Genomic DNA, 18,482 nt, shown 5'->3' on the forward strand with positions numbered 1-18,482 from the left:
AAAACATCGAGGGATTTGCTGCAAAACACTTGCCCGCAAATGGCTATTTCTCTAGACAAATCAAAGCGGCGGGCATGGCGGAATTGGTAGACGCAAGGGACTTAAAATCCCTCGGTGCGCAAGCGCTGTGCCGGTTCGACCCCGGCTGCCCGCACCACGAGACCTGACGGCGCCGAGGGGCGCGTCAGCTGGATCCAGAAACAGGTCCGCGCCTGCCACCACCGCTGCACGCAACCATCTCTTTACCAAGACGCTCGTCGGCGTGCGGAACCCGCATGGCGCAACCAACCTTTACTCAACTTTAGATCGTTCCCCGCTATGGCGATGCAGACCCGGAAATGCAGGGCCTGGAGCGGCTCGCTTCGATCGTGAGGGCTCTTATGGACGCGCGAGAAGATTGGTCCCACTCCAGGGTGGACGTCGCACCGACGGCGTTCGCACGTTACCTGAGCGGGTCCGAGATCTACGTCTTCCTGGTCTCCTTCCTGTGCGTGTTTTACCTTTCAAATGCCTCGCTTCTGCTCAGTCACTATGATCTGGGATGGCACCTCGCTGCCGGGGACCTGATCAGAGACCGAGGCGAGGTCCCCTTCCAGGACCCCTGGTCGTTCACGCTGGGCGAGAAGCGATGGTATAACCTGTCCTGGCTCTGGGACGTGATCGCCAGTGCGCTCTATCAATATACGGGATTTGGCGGTCTGGTCATTTTGATCGTCGCCTGCGGCGCGATCATCGCCGGATACCTTGCGTTCTGCTGTCTGAGGAGCGGCGCATCGGCGCTCGCGGCCTGCATCGCCGTGTTCTCCGCATGCCTGCTCTATCCGTGTTACGAGGCTGCGCCGAACATGTATCTCGCGGCGGCGCCGAATATCGCGACGATGCTCTTCTCCGTTATTTTCTACGGGGAATGCCTGAGGCGACGGAGATGGTACCTGCTGCCTGTGATGATGGTCCTCTGGGTCAATCTCCATGGCGGCTTTGTGCTCGGCTTTCCCATCATTGGCGTCTTTTGCGGCGCAGCCCTGCTCAGGCGGGATTGGGTGAATTTCCGGAACTACTTCTTCGCAGGCGTGGGGTGCCTTGCTGCGATATTCGTCAATCCTCTGGGGTGGCACATCTACGACGGCGTAACGGCGACGTTGGGCCACTTCATCCAGGCGAACATCGGCGAATGGCGCCCGTATTTCCACAATATGGAGATACCTGGGAGCATCCCCGGCATCACCTATGCACTGACATTCGTGGCGCTTGAACTGCGTTACCGAGGTTCAACTCGCGTTCCTCTGGAGCCGCGGCTGCTTGCGTGGCTGTTCCTGATCCTCGGACTCTATCAGTTCAGGTACATATCGTTCTTCTTCATGTTCTCGACTGTCCCGCTGGCGCTTCACATCGACCGGCTGCTGCCCAAACGCCTTTCAGGGCTGCAGGCCCAGCGAGCGTTGCTGGCAGCAGGCATCATCGGTGTCTGCGCCCTACCGCTCACCTTCATCCAGGTGAGGCCGGCTCTCGCACTGCCGAACATGCTGTCGGAAGAGGATGCCCGCTATCTCGAGGCGCATGCTTCGCATGCGCGGCTGTTGAACCACTGGAACGTGGGCGGGTATTTGATCTTCCGCACTCACGGGTCGGTGCCGGTGTTCGTGGACGGCCGGGCGGCGACCGCCTATCCGGACGACTTGTTGCGCGACTATCTCAAGCTGGTTCGGTGGGAAATTGATGAGACCGCCTGGGACGCGGTGATCGAGAAATACAAGATCGATGCAGTGCTCTGGGTGAAGGCGCACGAAGAGCTGAGGCGGTTCCTCGTGGACAAGAGGGGTTGGCGAGAGGACTACACCGGAGCGTATGAGAGCCTCTACACCAAGCCACGTGCCTCATCCGTACCCAGGCAAGCGGGCGAAGCGCCTTCTCAATAGCAATCCCGTGCGATTTGCGATGTGGAACGCCGGGCCTTTCCGCTGGGACAACGGAAGGCAAACGCCCTAAGGCGCCGAGAGATCTGGCGGCGCGGATCGGCGCGAAAGCAGGAGCCAGAAGCAGATGAGCGCGGTCGCGAGTTGCCCGAAGCCGCCCACGAAGGCGCTGCCCGAGAATGACGCAAGGGCGGGTGCGATGATGGCGACGGTCAGCACGGCCGCCAGCGCGGTCGCAGGAAGGTCGACGATGAGGACGCAGGCGTAGAGCGCCAGTTCGAAGAAGGCATATTCCTTCAGCCGGGGCGCGCAGAGATAGAGCGCGTACATCGCGAGCACGGTAAAGCGTATCGCCGCACCGGGATGATCCATCAGCCATTGGTCGAGCGCCTGAAGCGGCGAGCCTTTGCCGGCGGAGCCGCGCGCCCAGACCGTGCGCCACACCGACACCGCGAGCGGCGCCAGTACCAGTACGACTGCGAAGAGCCCGTAGAGCGCGGCGACGAGAGGCTCGCTGCCGGCGAGCGCAAAGCGGTCAGCAAGCACGAGCGCGAGGAACAGGAACGATGGATTGACTTCGTTCCCCGGCGCATGCTGCCCCGGAATCTGGCCGGTGATCGCGCTGAGCCAGCTCGGAAACAGGTTCGCGTAAAACACCATCGAGATCAGGATCGGCAGGGCGAACATGCCGGCCGCCACCGCGATCAGGATGAGCTTGCGATGCCGCGGCTGCGGCAGGAAATAGAGCGCGGCGAGGACGGGGCAGAACACCAGCTTGAACGAGGTCACGAGGCCGAGTACGGCCGCGCCACCCAGCAGCGGCAGGAAGCTCGCGCCGCCCTGCCCTTCCGACGGCAGCGGACGCAACAGCAGCGCCAGCGCTGTTGCCGTGAGCAGGCCGCTCAGCACGGCAAAATTGCCGGTCGCCAAAATCCATTCGAAGCCGAGGAAACCGCCAAGCGCGAAAACGAGCCTCAGCGCAAGGTCGCGCGCGCCCGGGCGGGCATTGCCGAGGCCCGGCAGCAGAAGCGCGCAGAGGACGGCGAGAACGAAATGGATGCTCTTGTAATGCGCGACGAGGAATCCGCCGGCGCAGAGCGGCCGGAACGCGTCCAGTGTCACCGGCAGATAGGGATAGGGGAACCTGCCCCCCTTCAAATTCCGGAGGAAATAAGGATCGAGCCCATCGACATAGGCATCGACCGCCGCGCAATTGATGCGAACGTCCCAGCCGTAATCCACATCGAGTGTCGCATCGTTGACGAAACTGCCGAGCACCAGAAGCGTCGCCAGCGCGATCAGCCAGGTGAGCCAGGTATTCCGCGACGCGCGGAGATCGGCCGGCGATCCGGACCATCGCGCTGCACTGGAGACGTCGGACACCTGCGGATACCCTGCTTGTCTTTTCCCCGGCGCCGCCAATACGGCGCCTCATCAGTCAGCCGCCACAGTGGAGAGGATGCGTTTCGGATTCATCCTGCCCAAAGGACAGGCCCCGTCGGGCGCCCATCTTTAGGCCGGCATGGTGAATCCATGGTTTCCAAGGCGGAGCCAGGACCGCCGGCAAGTCGGCCGGCAAGATCGCCGTCCCGTAGGTTCCCGACCATCTCGCCCGAAAAAACGCCGGAAGAGCGCCTATCGCGACGAACGGGCGGCCAACCAGGCGTCGAGCGCTTCACGGGTATCCGACGTCGCCGCCATGCGCGCGAACTGCTCGCCCTCGATCGCCAGGCCTTCCGCGATCGATGCGTTCAGGCCTCGCGTGACTGCCGTGATCACCCGGGCCACGGCCAGCCGCGAATGCCGCGTGATGCGGTCTGCCATCTCGAACGCGGTCTCAATGAGCCGGTCGTGCGGCACGATGCGATTGACCAAACCCATCTCGTAGGCGCGCTGCGGCGTGAAAGGATCTCCCGTCAGGAGGTACTCCAGCGCTGTCTTCCGGCCCGCGAGCCTCGGCAGGCGCTGCGTGCCTCCGAATGTCGGCGTGATGCCGATATTGATCTCGGGCTTGGCGAACATGGCGCGGTCACTCGCGACGGCGAGATGCACGGCCTCCGTGATCTCGCAGCCGCCACCGAACGCGAGACCATTGACGGCGGCGACGATCGGCTTTGGAAACGCTTCCATGCGCGCCGTCATCCCCTGCCCGCGCCGGACGAACGCCTTCACCGCCGCGTCCGGCCCGTCCTTGATGCTTTCGGAGAACTCGGCGATGTCGGCGCCGGCGGAGAATGCGCGGTCTCCCGCCCCCGTCAGCACGACGGCACGAATTCCCGCGTCATCCTCGATGCGATCGAGGATCGTCATCAAGCGGTCGATGAGCGCGTAGTTCAGCGCATTGAGCTTGTTCGGGCGGTTCAGTGTGAGAAGCGCGATGGCACCCCGCGTTTCCGATAGGATCAAGTCGGACATATGCTGGCTCCTTTTAGAACCGGCCACGGCGATGGCGGCCTCTGCTTTCGGCGGCAATCAGCCACAGCGGCGCCGTTGTGTATACTCACTAGACAGTATACTTTTGACCGGCATGCCCAGAAACGGTGACAAGACGCGCGAGCAGATCGTCGTTGCAGCGACGCGGCTGTTCTATGGTCAGGGCATCAAGGCGGTCAGCATGGATGCGGTCGCCGAGAAGGCCGGCGTCACCAAGAAGACGCTCTACTATCATTTCACCAGCAAGGACGAGCTCGTCGCCGCGACCATCGCGGCCCGCGATCAGCCGACGCTGGACCTTTACCGGCGCTGGTTTTCGGAAACCGAAGGGACCGCGGCGGACAAGGTCCACGGTCTCTTCATCAAGCTCGGCAGATCAGTGGATACGCCGCGATGGCGCGGCTGCGGCTTCCTGCGCACGATCGCCGAGCTCGCAAACACGCCCGCACACCCGGCGGTGAAGGCCGGCGCTGCACACAAGAAACGCTTCGAGGCCTGGCTCGAGGCCGAATTGCGCGACCACGACATCCCTGGTGCCGCGGCCCTTGCGCGCCAGCTCATTGTCCTGCTCGACGGCGCCACGACCGTGATGCTGATCCACCGCGACCTCGATTATGTGGAGACAGCGGGAGAGTTGGCGCGCGGCCTCGTGGAGGGCGCCCGCAGGACGGGCTGAACTCAGGCCGCCAGCGGCTCCTCGACGTGCGCCTCGATCCGGTTACGTCCCTGCTGCTTCGACCGGTAGAGCGCCGCGTCGGCGTTTTGAAGAAGGGCTTCGAGAGTCATCGCGGCTGTCGAACGACGGGCAATGCCGATGCTTAGCGTCGGATGGACCTTGAACGTGCCGTGTGCGCTGATGGCGTCCGAAAAATCCTTGCTGATGCCGCCGGCCATCCTGGCGGCATCGTCCAGCGAAGCATCTGCAAGCAGCACGACGAACTCATCGCCTCCCAGCCGCGCAACGACATCGCCGGGCCGAAGCCTGGTCTTGACGACCTCCACGAGCATCCGCAGCAGCGTATCGCCCGCGGCATGGCCATGCCTGTCGTTGAGCGCCTTGAAATGATCCATGTCGATAAGCAGGGCCGTGACCCGTGTCGCGCCTAACGCGCCATAGGCGCGGGCGAGCCCCGCGCGGTTGAGGGCACCGGTCAGCGGATCGCTGGTCGCAAACGCGGTGAGCTGGTGGTGGTTTCGTTCTGCCGCCATGAGCATCATCACCATGTTACGCAGCACGATGAAGAGCACGGCGAACACTGCGAGCGCGGTGTGGGCACTGCTGCCGTCGAACAGCCTCTCCCGGCCGATTTCGCCGGTGGCCGCAAGCAGGGCACGCACGGCAAATATCAACGCGGTCGGCAAATACAGGGACACCAGGATCCATGCCGAATAGAGCCGTTCGCGCAGACCCAGGAGGACGCCTTCACGCGCGATGACCAGATCGACGATGCAGCAGACCAGCGAACCAAAGATGATGCGCCCTCTCGTGCCCGAGGCGCCATCAAGCACGAGGACGGAGATGAGAGTGCCGGTCAAGGCCGCGAGAGCAACGTAGCGCAAGTGCGCCGGGCGGTTCGCGAACAAACGAACCGCTGGCAGCATGCAGACGTAACCCGCGACTGTTGCGGAGTTGCCTATATCTATCGTGACGACGTCCGGGGCAAGGTCGCGAAACGCAATGCAGAACGACCCGAACCCGGTGAGGATGTTGCCGAGCCCCCACCACAGCGGCCAGCGCCCGAAACGACCGATGAAATAGCTCGCGAGCTGAACTGCGCCCAGCAAGGCCACGGTTAATGAAGTCACAACATAGATCGTTCTGAGATCCAGAACCATGAGCCTCGCGCTCCCCCAACGCCTCGGGAACGGTATAGGCGAGCCCGGTTGGGATCCGCTTTACGATGTCGCTAAATTGCCGAGGAATTGCCCGCGATGTCCGGCCGACTGGACGGGCAGGCTCTCTCGACGCCCCCGCCTGACAGCCATCTCAAAACATGGGTTGTGCAGCGCAACATTCCCGATACAACCGCCTTCTGAAAATCAGAGGTGAGCTTCCTTGTCCGACGTCAATGCCGACAGTTGGGTGTCCTCGGGACACCGCCCGATGGGTTTTCCCGAATTCGTCATCGTGATCGCATCCATCATGGCACTGAATCCGCTTGCGATGGACATGATGCTGCCGGCGCTGCCCAATATCGGGGCGGCCTTCAAGATTCCCGTCGCCAACCATCTCCAGCTCGTGCTCTCGACCTTCCTGATCGGCTTCGGCGCGGGCCAGTTCGTCATGGGGCCGCTGTCCGACCGCTTCGGCCGGCGGCCGGTGCTGCTCGGCGGCATGGCCGTCTATGCGGTTGCGAGCGTGCTCGCGGTCGCCGCGCCCACCTTCGAGACACTGCTGCTGGCCCGCGCGCTCCAGGGGCTCGGCACCTCGGCGACGCGCGTCATTGCAACCTCGATCGTGCGCGACTGCTATGTCGGCCGGCGCATGGCGAGCGTGATATCGCTCGCCATGATGGTGTTCATCGCGGTGCCCGTGATCGCGCCGTCGTTCGGACAGGCGGTGCTGCTGGTCACCCAGTGGCGCGGCATCTTTGTCGTGCTGATGCTCTACGGATTGCTCGCGCTGGCCTGGAGCGTGCTGCGGCTGCCGGAGACCCTGCCCGCCTCGGAGCGCAGGTCTCTCGCGCCGGCCGAAGTGCTCGCGGCCTTCCGCCAGACGGTCACCGACCGGCAGACCATCGGCTATGCGACCGCCGCCGGCAGCGTCATGGGCGCGCTGTTCGCCTATGTCTTCTCGGCCCAGCAGGTCTTCACCGGCATCTATCACCTCGGCCACTACTTCCCCCTCGCCTTCGCCGCGATCGCGGCCGGCACCGCCATTGCCGCCTTCCTCAACGCCAGGCTGGTTGGCCGCCTCGGCATGCGCGTGATCTCGCACGGCGCATTGGCGCTTTATGCGGCGGTGGCGGGCGTGATGCTGCTCACGGAGAGTTTCGATGCACTGCCGCTGTGGCTGTTCATGGCGCTCTCCGCGCTGATGATGTTCTCCTTCGGCATGATGGTCGCCAATTTCACCGCGCTCGCCATGGAGCCGCAGGGTCATATCGCCGGCACCGCCTCCTCGCTCTACGGCTCGATCACCACCGTGATCGGCATCGTGGTCGGCATGGTGATCGGTCAGAGTTTTGACGGCACGCTGCTGCCGTTCTCGACCGGATTCTTCCTGTCGACGCTCTTTGCGCTTGCGATCGTGCTGATCGTCGAGAAGGGACGGTTGTTCAAGCCGCATCATCGGACCGGCGCATGAGGAACCTTCCCGCGCTCTCGATGTTGTACTGCAGCAATTCGAGAGGCGGCTCAATGGAACCGGAACGCGACAAAGACCATCACACCTCAGAACGGACGGAAGCGGAACGTCCGGCATCCGAGCCGGCGCCCTTTACGCCACCTTTCGCGAGCGAAGGGCTCGAACGGGTGCGTGACAGTCATTGCTGAGCACAAGCGTTACTTGGACGTTCGCCTGCTGGCGCTGAAATCGTCGGCCGTACTTTCGGGCGCCGAATCGCTGCTCGCTCGCGGCGGCACCATCAGCACAATCAGTTCGCGTGTGACGCCGGGTTTGCCCCACAGTGTGGCCTGCACCGCAAACTCGCGCCTGACGAAGTGCCCGGCGCGCGCGGATACCCGGTCCATCCACGCGCCGCAATTGGTCTGGTCGCGGAAGCAGAGCGCGGCCCAGCCGCGCTCGAGCGTCGTCTTGCGTGGCAAGCCCCAGGTGTACTGATATTCGAAGGGCCGCGCGTAATACGGATGGTCCGGGCTGTAGAAGGCCGTCGCGAAGGTCAGCGAATCGTCACCGCTCACGGCGCCGAGCGGCTCGGCGGTCAGCTCATGCCATTGGCGGGTCAGCTCATTCGCCGCCTGGGGGTAGAAATTCCGCCCCTCTTCATAGCCGTGGGTGTTGCGGTAGACGGCGTGGATCGGCGCGGCGACAACGACGGCGGCGAGCGCGACACCGGCCGTGGTGACCGTGAGATTGACGGTGTAGAATCGCTCGATCGGGTAACGTGTGCCGCAGACCACGAGCACGGCGAACAAGAACAGTCCCTGCAACGCCCACAACGACGGTAGATCAGTGCCCATCGCAAGCGATGTCAGGATCGGCAGCACGATCGTGCCGATCGCGACGTAGAAGAGAAGACGCAGGCCCGGGCTCATCGCGGCGAAGTCGGCCGGAAACTGCTTCAGCCGCATCCCTGCGATGACCACCCAAATCGCGGCTGACACGCTCATCGCCGCCCCCAGTCCCAGAACGAAGTTCTTCACGTCGCCGAGCGAGGTGATGGCATCGCCGCTGGCGTGAGCCATCGCATAGGTGAAGGTCGAGGCGCCCGTGGTCGCGAGCCAGTAGATGTGCGGCGACAGGACGGCGAGCCCGGTGACTGCAGATATCCAGGGCGAAGCGGAGGTGAAATAGGCCCGTCGCGCCGGATGCGCCAGCGCAGCGAACGCAAAGCTCGCGACGAGGAAGATGGAATAGTATTTACCGACCAGCGCCAGCGCCGCCGTGCATCCGGCCGCGACGGCCCACAACGCGGTGCGGGTCTCGAACGCGCGCAGGAAGCACCAGGTCGCGAGCGGCCAGGTCGCGAGCAGCACCGAATTGGCGTTGAAGCGTTGGGCGTGGAATTGATAGGCCGGCGTCAGCATCAGGAGCAGAAGCACCAGGATGCGCTTGTGCCCGGTCACGAACTGCCGCGAGATCAGGTCGACGAAGAACAGCGCGAGCCCCGCATTCGCCATCGCCATCAGTTGCAGCGACCAGTCGCTGAGCGGGAAGACGGTCGTCCACGCCGCCGCAATCCAGCCCATCAGCGGCGGATGCTTGGGATAGCCCCATGCGAAATGCCGCCCCAGCGTCCAGGCTTCGAGCGTGTCGGGATGCAGGCCGCCACCGGCATAGGCGATGACCAGATAGAGCGTCCAGATCGCGACGAAGCAGACCAGGAGCAGCGGCACGGCCCAGCCCGCTTCCACGGCGTCGAGCCAACGCAGGAAAGGTCGGCGCCACCGTGCCGGCGAGCGATCCGACCGTTCGGCCATCGCCTGGAATGCAAAATCGATCGGCACGTGAATCAAATCGAGGCAAGGAAAGGAATGCGCGAAGACGGCACATTTATTTCAGAACAGAAACATATAGCAATGATTGGAAACTGGAAGGGTTAAAAGCTCCACGCATTCTAAAGCTGACAAACGACAACGGCGCCGCTGATGTCAGCGGCGCCGCCTCGTGATGCCCGCGAAAGGCGCAAGACGCGCCCTCGCCTTACTCCGACTTGTCGATGTTCCAGAACACCGGCGTCGCCGGGCCGTCGAGCACGCCGGTGAGCGACGTCCGCCACGCGCTTGGCGCCAGGTACTGGCCGAGCGGGATGTAGATCACCTGGTCGTAGGCTTCCTTCTGGATCGCGGCCGCGATCTTCTTCTGATCGTCGAGCGAGCTCGCGCGGACGAACTGGTCCTTGAGCTGTTCGATCTTGAGATCTTCCGCCCAGCCGAACCAGCCGCCCTTCTTGCCCTGGCCGCCGATCGAGAGATTGGCGATCGGGTTGGAGACGTCGGCGCTGACCCAGTTGGTGAAGAACATGTTCCAGCCGCCCTCCTTCGGGGGCTTCTGGCTGGCGCGACGGCTCACCACCGTCTGCCAGTCGGTCGCCTGCGCATCGACCTTGAAGCCAGCCTCGCGGAGCAGCTGCACCGCGACCGTCGGCTGCGCCTTCAGCGTCACGACGTCGCCGGGCACCATGACCACGACGGGCGTGCCGTCATAGCCGGACTCTGCGAGCAGCTTCTTGGCTTCCGCCATGCCGTTGCCCTTGACCAGCGACTCGGAGCCGACGTCGGTCGCGAACGGCGTGTCGCAGATGAAGAACGCGCCGCAGATCTTGTAGTATTTGGGATTGCCGACGAGCGCGTCGAGCACGTCCTTCTGGTTCATCGCCAGCAGCGCCGCGCGACGGATCTTCGGATTGTCGAACGGCGGATAGAGGAAGTTCATGCGGCCGAGCGTCTGGTAGCCGAACTTGTTGAGCACTTCGACCTTGAGGTCGGAATTGCCTTCGACCACCGGCAGCATGTCCCACGGCGGCACTTCCATGAAGTCGATATCGCCCGATTGCAGCGCGTTCACCGCGGTCTGCGGGTCCGGCATGGTGATCCACTCGACGCGGTCGACCTTCACCACCTTGCCGCCGGCGGTCCAACTCGCCGGCTCCTTGCGCGGCACGTAGTCGGTGTTCTTGACGTAGACCGCCTTCACGCCGGGCTGGAATTCACCCTGCACGAACTTGAAGGGGCCGGAGCCGATCTGCTCGGGGATCTGCTTGTCCGGCGGCGTCTCGGCGAGACGCTTCGGCATCATGAAGGCTACGCGCGAGGACGGCTTGCCGATCGAATCGAGCACGAGACCGTAGGGTTCCTTGAGCTTCAGCGTGATGGTCTTGGCATCGGTCGCCTCGATGCTGGCGGTGAAGTCCAGCAGCTTCTGGCCCATGCCGTCGGCCGCGGCCCAGCGCTTGAGCGAAGCGACGCAGTCTTCCGCCGTCACCGGCGTGCCGTCATGCCACTTCAGGCCGTCGCGCAGCGTGAAGGTGTAGGTGAGCTTGTCGTCGGAGATCTTCCAGTCCGCCATCTGCGGCTGGATCTTGAAGTTCGAATCCGTCGCGATCAGCGTGTCGTAGACCATGTAGCCATGGTCGCGCGTGATGTAGGCGGTCGTGAAGATCGGATCGATGATGCGCAGGTCGGAATGCATCACCGCGGTGATGGTCTTGCCGGCCGCGAGCACTGGCGAGGCCAGCGCAGTCGAAAGCGCGACGACCGACAGCGCAAGTTTGGAGGCGAGCGCGCGACGCCCCCGGCGCATCAAGTGGAACATGGAAAGTTTCTCCTGACGTGAAACTGTTCAAAGGCAGGTTATTGGTTGAGCATTCGGATCGTTCTTTGAGCGAACCAACCTCATGCAATTGCCTTTATCTTTTCGAGACTTGCAGACAGCTTTGAGCGCGTCAATCCGGTTTCGCTGCAAGCCCTGGCGGCGCGCGCACGGGCTCCACAAACTCCGGTTTGGCTCTACAAATCTATCCGCTCATCCCGTCTGCGCCGATGCAATGCGCGTTCCATCTTTCGAAGCTTGAGAGATCCCAAAGATGAATCCAGCCAATCTTCCGTTTGAGTCCGAGGCCATGCTCCAGGGCCTGCGCAACTGGGTGGAATGCGAAAGCCCGACCTGGGACGCGAATGCCGTGAACCGCATGCTTGATATCGCAGCGCGGGATATGGCGATCATGGGTGCGACGATCGAGCGCATCGCCGGCCGGCAGGGCTTTGGCGGCGTCATCCGCGCGCGCTTTCCGCACCCGAAGCAGGGCGAGCCGGGAATCCTGATCGCCGGGCACATGGATACCGTCCACCCCGTCGGCACCATCGAGAAGCTGAAATGGCGGCGCGAGGGCGCCAGGTGCTACGGCCCCGGCATCTACGACATGAAGGGTGGCAACTATCTCTCGCTGGAGGCGATCCGGCAGCTGATGCGCGCCTCCTTTACCACGCCGCTGCCGATTACCGTGCTGTTCACGCCGGACGAGGAGGTCGGAACCCCCTCGACGCGCGACATCATCGAGGCGGAGGCCGCGCGCAACAAATACGTCCTCGTACCTGAACCCGGCCGCGCGGATAACGGCGTGACCACGGGACGCTATGCCATCGCGCGCTTCAATCTGGAGGCAACGGGCCGGCCGAGCCACGCCGGCGCGACGCTGTCGGCGGNGCGGGGCGCTCGGCGATCCGCGAGATGGCGCGGCAGATCCTCGCCATCGACGCGATGACGACGGACGACTGTACCTTCTCGGTCGGCGTCGTGCATGGCGGACAATGGGTCAACTGCGTGGCCACGACCGCCACAGGCGAAGCGCTCTCCATGGCCAAACGCCAGGCCGATCTCGACCGCGGCGTCGAGAGGATGCTGGCGCTGTCGGGCACAACCAATGATGTCACCTTCAAGGTGACGCGCGGCGTAACGCGGCCGGTGTGGGAACCGGATGCCGGCACCATGGCGCTCTATGAAAAGGCGCGCGGCATCGCCAAGGCACTCGGCGCCGAACTGCCGCATGCGAGCGCCGGCGGCGGCTCCGACGGCAACTTCACGGGTGCGATGGGAATACCGACGCTCGACGGCCTAGGCGTGCGTGGTGCCAACGGCCACACGCTCGAAGAGTATATCGAGGTCGACAGCCTGGTCGAACGTGGCCGCCTGATGGCCGGGTTGCTGGCGACGCTGGAGTGATTTCGGGCCGTCATTCCGGGATGGTCCGAAGCACCAGATCCGGAATAACGGAGAGAGCCCCTCAAAACCGACTAGCCGCACTGCAAAACCTGTGGCCCCAATGGCACAGGAATTGCTGAAATGTTAGGCTGATGGCACCCTGCCGAAAGTGACGCCACGGTTTGTCTCTAACCTGACGGATCCAACTTGCTCGGATATCTCGTTCGCCGAATTTTCGCAGCCGTGCCCGTGATGGGCGTGGTGGCGCTGTTCGTCTTCCTCCTGCTCCGCCTCACCCCCGGCGATCCCGCCGCAATCCTCGCCGGCGACAATGCGACGCCGGAACGGTTGGAGCGCATCCGCACCTCGCTCGGCCTCAACGAGCCCCTGATCGTCCAGTTCATCACCTGGGTGAACAAGCTCCTGCACGGCGACCTCGGAACATCCCTCATCTCGAACCTGCCGGTCATGAAGATGATCGGCCAGCGCGTCGAGCCGTCGATCTCCATCGCCCTGTCGACCATCATCCTCGCTGTCGTGGTCGCCGTTCCCTTGGGCGTGATCGCGGCCTGGAAGCACGGCACCTGGATCGACCGCTTCGTGATGGGGCTCTCCGTGCTCGGCTTCTCCGTGCCGGTGTTCGTCGTCGGCTATATCCTGATCGAGATCTTCGCCATCGACCTCCGCTGGGTGCCGGTGCAGGGCTTCAAAAGCATCAGCGCCGGCTTCGGACCGTTCTTCGAACGCATCATCCTGCCGACCTGCGCGCTATCCTTCATCTATATCGCGCTGATCGCGCGCATGACGCGCGCGGCCATGCTCGACGTGCTCGGCGAGGATTACGTGCGAACCGCGCGCGCAAAGGGCATCAGCGAAGTCGCGGTGATGATGCGGCACGCCTTGCGCAACGCCGCTGTCCCCGTGATCACGGTGATCGGCACCGGCTTTGCGCTTCTGATCTCCGGCGTCGTCGTCACCGAGAGCGTGTTCAACATCCCCGGCATCGGCCGCCTCACCGTGGACGCGGTGCTGGCGCGCGACTACCCGGTGATCCAGGCGATGATCCTGCTGACGTCGCTGATCTACGTCGTCGTCAATCTCCTGATCGACGTCGCCTACACCCTGCTCGATCCGCGTATCAGGTACTGAGGCAAGGATAAACAAGGTCAAGAATGTCGATCGATAGCCTTCCCCAGTCGTCTATTCCGATCACGTCGCCGCTGCGGCCGCGCTTCGGGTTCCTCACGTCTACGCCGATCATTGCGGCAGCGACGGTCTGCCTCGCGCTGATCGTGATGATCTCGATTCTCGCGCCGCTGATCGCTCCGCATGACCCGATCCAGCTCGCGCCGTCGCAGCGGCTGAAGCCAGCCTCCGCGCAATTCCTGCTCGGCACCGACGCCTATGGCCGTGACCTGCTCTCGCGCGTCATCTATGGCGGTCGCGTCTCGCTGCTGATCGGGATCGGCTCGGCGATCCTGTCGATCGTCATCGGGCTTGCGATCGGCCTCGTCTCCGGCTTCTTCAAGCTGGTCGATTCCGTGATGATGCGCATCATGGACGGCCTGATGGCGATGCCGAGCATCCTGCTCGCGATCGCCGTGGTGTCGCTGTCCGGCGCCAGCATCTGGACCGTGCTGGTGGCGATCACCATCCCCGAGATCCCGCGCGTGGCCCGCCTCGTGCGCTCGGTCGTCCTGTCCGCGCGTGAAGAGCCCTATGTGGAAGCTGCGATCTCGGTCGGCTCGTCGCTGCCGAAGATCATGTGGCGCCACCTGATGCCGAACACGATCGCGCCGCTGATCGTCCAGGGCACCTATGTCTGCGCGTCCGCGATCCTGACCGAGGCCATCCTCTCCTTCCTAGGCGCCGGCATCTCGCCGGAGACGCCGACCTGGGGCAACATCATGGCCGAGGGCCGCCAGTACTTCCAGCTCAAGCCCACGCTGATCTTCTGGCCGGGCCTCCTGCTCTCGATCGCGATCCTCAGCATCAACCTGATCGGCGACGCCGCCCGCGACGCGCTCGATCCGCGCATGAAGCAGCGGGAGGCGAAGTGAAACGAGTGATCGTGTCATTCCAGGGCGCGCCTCTTGGCGCGAGCCCGGAATCCATTTCACCACCCGTACTGCGACCCGATGGATTCCGGGCTCGCGCTCCGCGCGCCCCCATTGCGCACTCGCGTAATGTGGAATGACGAGAGAGCTTGCATGACCAACACCGTCCTCGACATCAACAATCTCGTCGTCGCCGTCGGCAAGAAGCCGAACGGGCAAAAGATCATCGACGGCATCTCGATCCAGGTCCGCGAGCGCGAGACGCTGTGCCTCGTCGGCGAGAGCGGCTCGGGCAAGTCGGTGACCTCGCTGACCGTGATGGGCCTGTTGCAGAAGGGCTCGCTGGGTCCGACCGGAGGCAGCGTCAAGCTCGTCGGCGAGGAACTGCTCACCGCGACCGACCGTCGCCTGCGACAGCTGCGCGCGACGCAGATGGCGATGATCTTCCAGGAGCCGATGACCGCGCTCAACCCGGTCGTTCCGGTCGGCCGCCAGATCGACGAGGTGCTGCGCGCCCATACCGATCTCGACGCCAGGGCGCGGCGCAAGCGCATCCTCGACATGATGGAGCAAGTTCGCCTGCCGCAGGTCGAGCGCATCTTCGCCTCCTACCCGCACCGCCTTTCCGGCGGCCAGCGCCAACGCATCATGATCGCGATGGCGCTGGTGCTGGAGCCGAAGCTCCTCATTGCGGATGAGCCGACCACCGCGCTCGATGTCACCACGCAGAAGCAGATCCTCACCCTGATCCGCGACCTCCAGCGTGATCACGGCACCGCCGTGCTGTTCATCACCCACGACATGGGCGTGGTGGCCGAAATCGCCGATCGCGTCGCGGTGATGCGGCAGGGCCGGCTGGTCGAGACCGGCCCACTCGACTCCATCCTGCGCAATCCGACCATGGAGTACACCCGCAACCTGCTCGCCTCGGTGCCGAGCCTGGTGCCGCGGCCGGCGCGCGAGGAGACCAAGGAACCGGTCGTGCTGGAGGCCAATGACCTCGGCAAGGTCTATCGCGAACGCTCGTTCTTCGGCAAAGGCCGCGAGGTCGTCGCCGCCGACAGGGTCACCCTCACGCTGCGCAAGGGCCGCACGCTCGGCATCGTCGGCGAGAGTGGCTCGGGCAAATCGACGGTGGCGCGCTGCATCGTCCGCCTGATCGATCCGACCTCCGGCGGCGTTCGGCTTGCCGGCCGCGAGATCTCCGACCTGTCGCGGCGGCTGTTGCAGCCGCACCGGCAGAAGATCCAGATCGTGTTCCAGGATCCGTACCGCTCGCTCAATCCACGCGTCACCGTCGGCGAGAGCATCGCGGAAGGCCCGATCAACTATGGCGTGTCACGCAACGATGCGCTGAAGCGCGCCCGCGAGTTGCTCGAGCTGGTCGGCCTGCCGGCCGACGCGGTGTCTCGCTATCCGCATCAGTTCTCCGGCGGCCAGCGCCAGCGTATCGCGATTGCCCGCGCGCTTGCGCTCGATCCCGACGTGCTGGTCGCGGACGAAGCGGTCTCCGCGCTTGACGTCTCCGTGCAGGCGCAGGTGCTGGAACTGCTCGACGAGATCCAGAAGCGCCTCGGCATCGCGATCCTCTTCATCACCCACGATCTGCGCGTCGCCGCCCAAATCTGCGACGAGGTCGTGGTGATGCAACACGGCCGCGTCGTCGAACAGGGACCGGCGGGCGAGGTGCTGATGCATCCCAGGGAGGCCTACACCAAGTCGCTGCTGGATGCGGCGCCGGGGCGTGGCTGGGATTTTGCCAATTTCCGCCCCGTGGCAGACGGCGTGGCGGCGAGCGCGTAGCTCACTCTTCGCCGTCATTCCGGGGCATCGCGAAGCGATGAGCCCGGAATCCATCGGACCACGGACTCTGTTGCGCAATGGATTCCGGGCTCGCGCCCAAGTGGGCGCGCCCCGGAATGACGAAAGAGAGTGTGGAAAGCACTCTGCCCCCACATTGTCGTCCCGGCGAAGGCCGGGACCCATACCGCGAAATCTATCGATCGCGCTTGATGCCAGTCCCAAACTTCTAGCCTTCGCCAAACTTCTTCCTGGGGTTATGGATCCCGGCCTTCGCCCGGACGACACCGAGGATGTGGCGGGTTGCTACGCTTGCAACGCGCACAGTGTGCCGCAGCATTCCCAAAACAGCTTGACCCCATGCGCTTTCGAATTGCTTCCCACCTTGCTCTCGCCGCAAGGCCAAGGCTAACGTCGCGCACTTTCAATCGCTTTGGACTGAGTTGATGACCCGTATCGCCGTCGGCGGCTTCCTGCACGAGACCAACACCTTCGCGCCGACCAAGGCGACGTTCGCGGACTTCCAGCACGGCGGCGGCTGGCCGGCGATGACCGAAGGCGCCGACGTGCTCAAGGTGATGCGCCGCATCAATGTCGGGCTCGCCGGCTTCGTCGAGAGCGCCGAAGCCAACGGATGGGAACTCATTCCGACGATCGCCTGCGGCGCGAGCCCGTCGGCGCACGTCACCAAGGATGCCTTCGAGCGCATCGTGAAGGTGATGGTTGACGGGATCAAAGCGGCCGGCCCGCTCGACGCCGTCTATCTCGACCTGCACGGCGCCATGGTCACCGAGCATCTCGACGACGGCGAAGGCGAGATTCTGGCGCGCGTGCGCCGCGTCATCGGCAAGGATGTTCCGCTCGTTGCGAGCCTTGACCTGCACGCCAACGTCACGCCGGAGATGGTCGAGCATGCGGACGCGCTGATCGCCTACCGCACCTATCCGCATGTCGACATGGCCGAAACGGGCCGCGCCTCCGCAAGACATCTCGCGCTGCTCCTGAAGACGAAGCGGCGCTTCGAAAAGGCGTTCCGGCAATTGCCGTTCCTGATCCCGATCAGCTGGCAGTGCACCAACGATCAGCCCACCAAGGGCATCTACGACAAGCTCGCCGCGCTCGAAAGCGACGCAGTTCCCACGCTGTCGTTTGCACCGGGCTTCCCCGCCGCCGACTTCCGCGATTGCGGGCCGAGCGTATTCGCCTATGGCGCGACGCAAGCAGACGCCGATCGCGCGGCCGACGCGATCGTCAAGCTGATCGAAGGCCAAGAGGACGATTTCGACGGCAAGATCTATGCGCCCGATGAAGGCGTGCGCCACGCCATGGAACTCGCGAAGGGAACGAGCAAGCCGATCATCATCGCCGACACCCAGGACAATCCCGGCGCCGGCGGCGATTCCGACACCACCGGCATGCTGCGCGCGCTGGTGCGCAACAACGCGAGCGCCGCAACCGGCGTGATCTATGATCCGGAGTCGGCCAAGGCCGCGCATGCGGCCGGTGCTGGCGCGACCGTGACGTTGTCGCTCGGCGGCAAGTCCGGCATTCCCGGCGACGAACCCTATCGCGAGACCTTCGTCGTCGAAAAGCTGTCCGACGGACGCTTCATCGCGCCCGGCCCCTACTATGGCGGCCGCGAGATGGAGATGGGTCCCTCCGCTTGCCTCCGCATCGGCGACGTCCGCGTGGTCGTGAGCTCGCACAAGGCCCAGCTCGCCGACCAGGCGATGTACCGCTATGTCGGCATCGAGCCGACCGAGCAGGCCATTCTTGTCAACAAGAGCTCGGTGCACTTCCGCGCCGATTTCGAACCGATCGCGGCCAAGCTCTTGATCTGCGCCGCGCCCGGCGCGATGCCGGCGGACACGGCCTCCCTGCCCTGGACGAAGCTGCGCGCAGGCATCCGCATCAAGCCGAACGGCCCCGTTTTCACGCCCCCTTCACGCTAACCGG

Annotated in this window: 13 protein-coding genes, 1 tRNA gene and 1 pseudogene; 10 read left to right on the plus strand and 5 right to left on the minus strand. The window is 64.2% G+C overall.

All coding sequences use genetic code 11. From position 1 onward, the window contains the following. The first annotated feature begins 68 nt into the window (after window positions 1–68). Both AYJ54_RS25275 and AYJ54_RS25280 read left to right on the plus strand, forming a co-directional pair. Window positions 69–157 (plus strand) — tRNA-Leu (locus AYJ54_RS25275). Window positions 158–380: 223 nt separating this feature from the next. Continuing rightward, on the plus strand, window positions 381–1,916 hold the full coding sequence (locus AYJ54_RS25280) for a hypothetical protein (RefSeq protein ID WP_063703370.1): 1,536 nt from the start codon (window positions 381–383) through the stop codon (window positions 1,914–1,916). Window positions 1,917–1,982: 66 nt separating this feature from the next. On the opposite strand, the gene AYJ54_RS25285 is transcribed toward AYJ54_RS25280, so the two are convergent. Both AYJ54_RS25285 and AYJ54_RS25290 read right to left on the minus strand, forming a co-directional pair. Continuing rightward, the gene (locus AYJ54_RS25285) at window positions 1,983–3,296 is read right to left on the minus strand and encodes a hypothetical protein (RefSeq protein ID WP_063703057.1); all 1,314 of its coding nucleotides are present in this window, start codon (window positions 3,294–3,296) and stop codon (window positions 1,983–1,985) included. 252 nt (window positions 3,297–3,548) lie between these two features. Beyond that, window positions 3,549–4,328: a crotonase/enoyl-CoA hydratase family protein gene (locus AYJ54_RS25290; RefSeq protein WP_063703059.1), complete on the minus strand. Its 780-nt coding sequence runs from the start codon at window positions 4,326–4,328 to the stop codon at window positions 3,549–3,551. A 112-nt stretch (window positions 4,329–4,440) separates the two neighbouring features. Between AYJ54_RS25290 and AYJ54_RS25295 the strand changes: the two genes are divergently transcribed. Next, a complete protein-coding gene (locus AYJ54_RS25295) occupies window positions 4,441–5,022 on the plus strand; it encodes a TetR/AcrR family transcriptional regulator (RefSeq protein WP_063703372.1) in 582 nt (193 codons plus the stop codon). A gap of 2 nt (window positions 5,023–5,024) precedes the next feature. Here the strand turns inward: AYJ54_RS25295 and AYJ54_RS25300 are convergent, their stop codons facing one another. Beyond that, window positions 5,025–6,182 carry a GGDEF domain-containing protein gene (locus AYJ54_RS25300; RefSeq protein ID WP_063703061.1) on the minus strand — a complete coding sequence of 386 codons (1,158 nt, stop codon included), beginning with the start codon at window positions 6,180–6,182 and terminating at the stop codon, window positions 5,025–5,027. A gap of 220 nt (window positions 6,183–6,402) precedes the next feature. Between AYJ54_RS25300 and AYJ54_RS25305 the strand changes: the two genes are divergently transcribed. After that, on the plus strand, window positions 6,403–7,653 hold the full coding sequence (locus tag AYJ54_RS25305; protein WP_063703064.1) for a multidrug effflux MFS transporter: 1,251 nt from the start codon (window positions 6,403–6,405) through the stop codon (window positions 7,651–7,653). Between the two features lie 197 nt (window positions 7,654–7,850). Here AYJ54_RS25305 and AYJ54_RS25310 read toward each other — a convergent pair whose 3' ends face one another. Continuing rightward, window positions 7,851–9,485, minus strand: coding sequence for a glycosyltransferase family 39 protein (locus AYJ54_RS25310; protein ID WP_063703065.1), 1,635 nt, complete (start codon window positions 9,483–9,485; stop codon window positions 7,851–7,853). Window positions 9,486–9,672: 187 nt separating this feature from the next. Next, window positions 9,673–11,283, minus strand: coding sequence for an ABC transporter substrate-binding protein (locus AYJ54_RS25315; protein ID WP_063703067.1), 1,611 nt, complete (start codon window positions 11,281–11,283; stop codon window positions 9,673–9,675). A 271-nt stretch (window positions 11,284–11,554) separates the two neighbouring features. On the opposite strand from AYJ54_RS25315, the gene AYJ54_RS52730 reads away from it, so the two are divergent. From AYJ54_RS52730 to AYJ54_RS25340, 6 genes and pseudogenes are all read left to right on the plus strand, one after another. Then, window positions 11,555–12,173: M20/M25/M40 family metallo-hydrolase (locus tag AYJ54_RS52730; protein WP_245329124.1), on the plus strand; the 619-nt coding region annotated here is incomplete at its 3' end. A gap of 1 nt (window position 12,174) precedes the next feature. Continuing rightward, window positions 12,175–12,690, plus strand: a pseudogene (locus AYJ54_RS52735) (M20/M25/M40 family metallo-hydrolase); the annotation flags it as partial. Window positions 12,691–12,876: 186 nt separating this feature from the next. Beyond that, window positions 12,877–13,818 (plus strand): ABC transporter permease, encoded by a 942-nt coding sequence (locus tag AYJ54_RS25325; protein ID WP_063703069.1) that lies wholly within the window; start codon window positions 12,877–12,879, stop codon window positions 13,816–13,818. Between the two features lie 23 nt (window positions 13,819–13,841). Then, a complete protein-coding gene (locus tag AYJ54_RS25330) occupies window positions 13,842–14,729 on the plus strand; it encodes an ABC transporter permease (RefSeq protein WP_063703071.1) in 888 nt (295 codons plus the stop codon). A gap of 150 nt (window positions 14,730–14,879) precedes the next feature. Beyond that, the gene (locus AYJ54_RS25335; RefSeq protein WP_063703073.1) at window positions 14,880–16,529 is read left to right on the plus strand and encodes an ABC transporter ATP-binding protein; all 1,650 of its coding nucleotides are present in this window, start codon (window positions 14,880–14,882) and stop codon (window positions 16,527–16,529) included. Between the two features lie 443 nt (window positions 16,530–16,972). Next, complete coding sequence (locus AYJ54_RS25340) at window positions 16,973–18,478, plus strand: M81 family metallopeptidase (RefSeq protein WP_063703075.1); 1,506 nt, start codon at window positions 16,973–16,975, stop codon at window positions 18,476–18,478. The last annotated feature ends 4 nt before the right edge of the window (window positions 18,479–18,482 follow it).

The sequence above is a fragment of the Bradyrhizobium centrolobii genome (genome assembly GCF_001641635.1).
In the GTDB taxonomy this organism is placed as follows: Bacteria; Pseudomonadota; Alphaproteobacteria; order Rhizobiales; family Xanthobacteraceae; genus Bradyrhizobium; species Bradyrhizobium centrolobii.

What these genes read in the sequence shown, in the direction of transcription:
- AYJ54_RS25280 (WP_063703370.1), top strand. Translation starts at nt 381, where the DNA reads ATGGACGCGCGAGAAGATTGGTCCCACTCCAGGGTGGACGTCGCACCG.
- AYJ54_RS25290 (WP_063703059.1), bottom strand. Translation starts at nt 4,328, where the DNA reads ATGTCCGACTTGATCCTATCGGAAACGCGGGGTGCCATCGCGCTTCTC.
- AYJ54_RS25295 (WP_063703372.1), top strand. Translation starts at nt 4,441, where the DNA reads ATGCCCAGAAACGGTGACAAGACGCGCGAGCAGATCGTCGTTGCAGCG.
- AYJ54_RS25300 (WP_063703061.1), bottom strand. Translation starts at nt 6,182, where the DNA reads ATGGTTCTGGATCTCAGAACGATCTATGTTGTGACTTCATTAACCGTG.
- AYJ54_RS25315 (WP_063703067.1), bottom strand. Translation starts at nt 11,283, where the DNA reads ATGTTCCACTTGATGCGCCGGGGGCGTCGCGCGCTCGCCTCCAAACTT.
- AYJ54_RS25330 (WP_063703071.1), top strand. Translation starts at nt 13,842, where the DNA reads ATGTCGATCGATAGCCTTCCCCAGTCGTCTATTCCGATCACGTCGCCG.
- AYJ54_RS25335 (WP_063703073.1), top strand. Translation starts at nt 14,880, where the DNA reads ATGACCAACACCGTCCTCGACATCAACAATCTCGTCGTCGCCGTCGGC.
- AYJ54_RS25340 (WP_063703075.1), top strand. Translation starts at nt 16,973, where the DNA reads ATGACCCGTATCGCCGTCGGCGGCTTCCTGCACGAGACCAACACCTTC.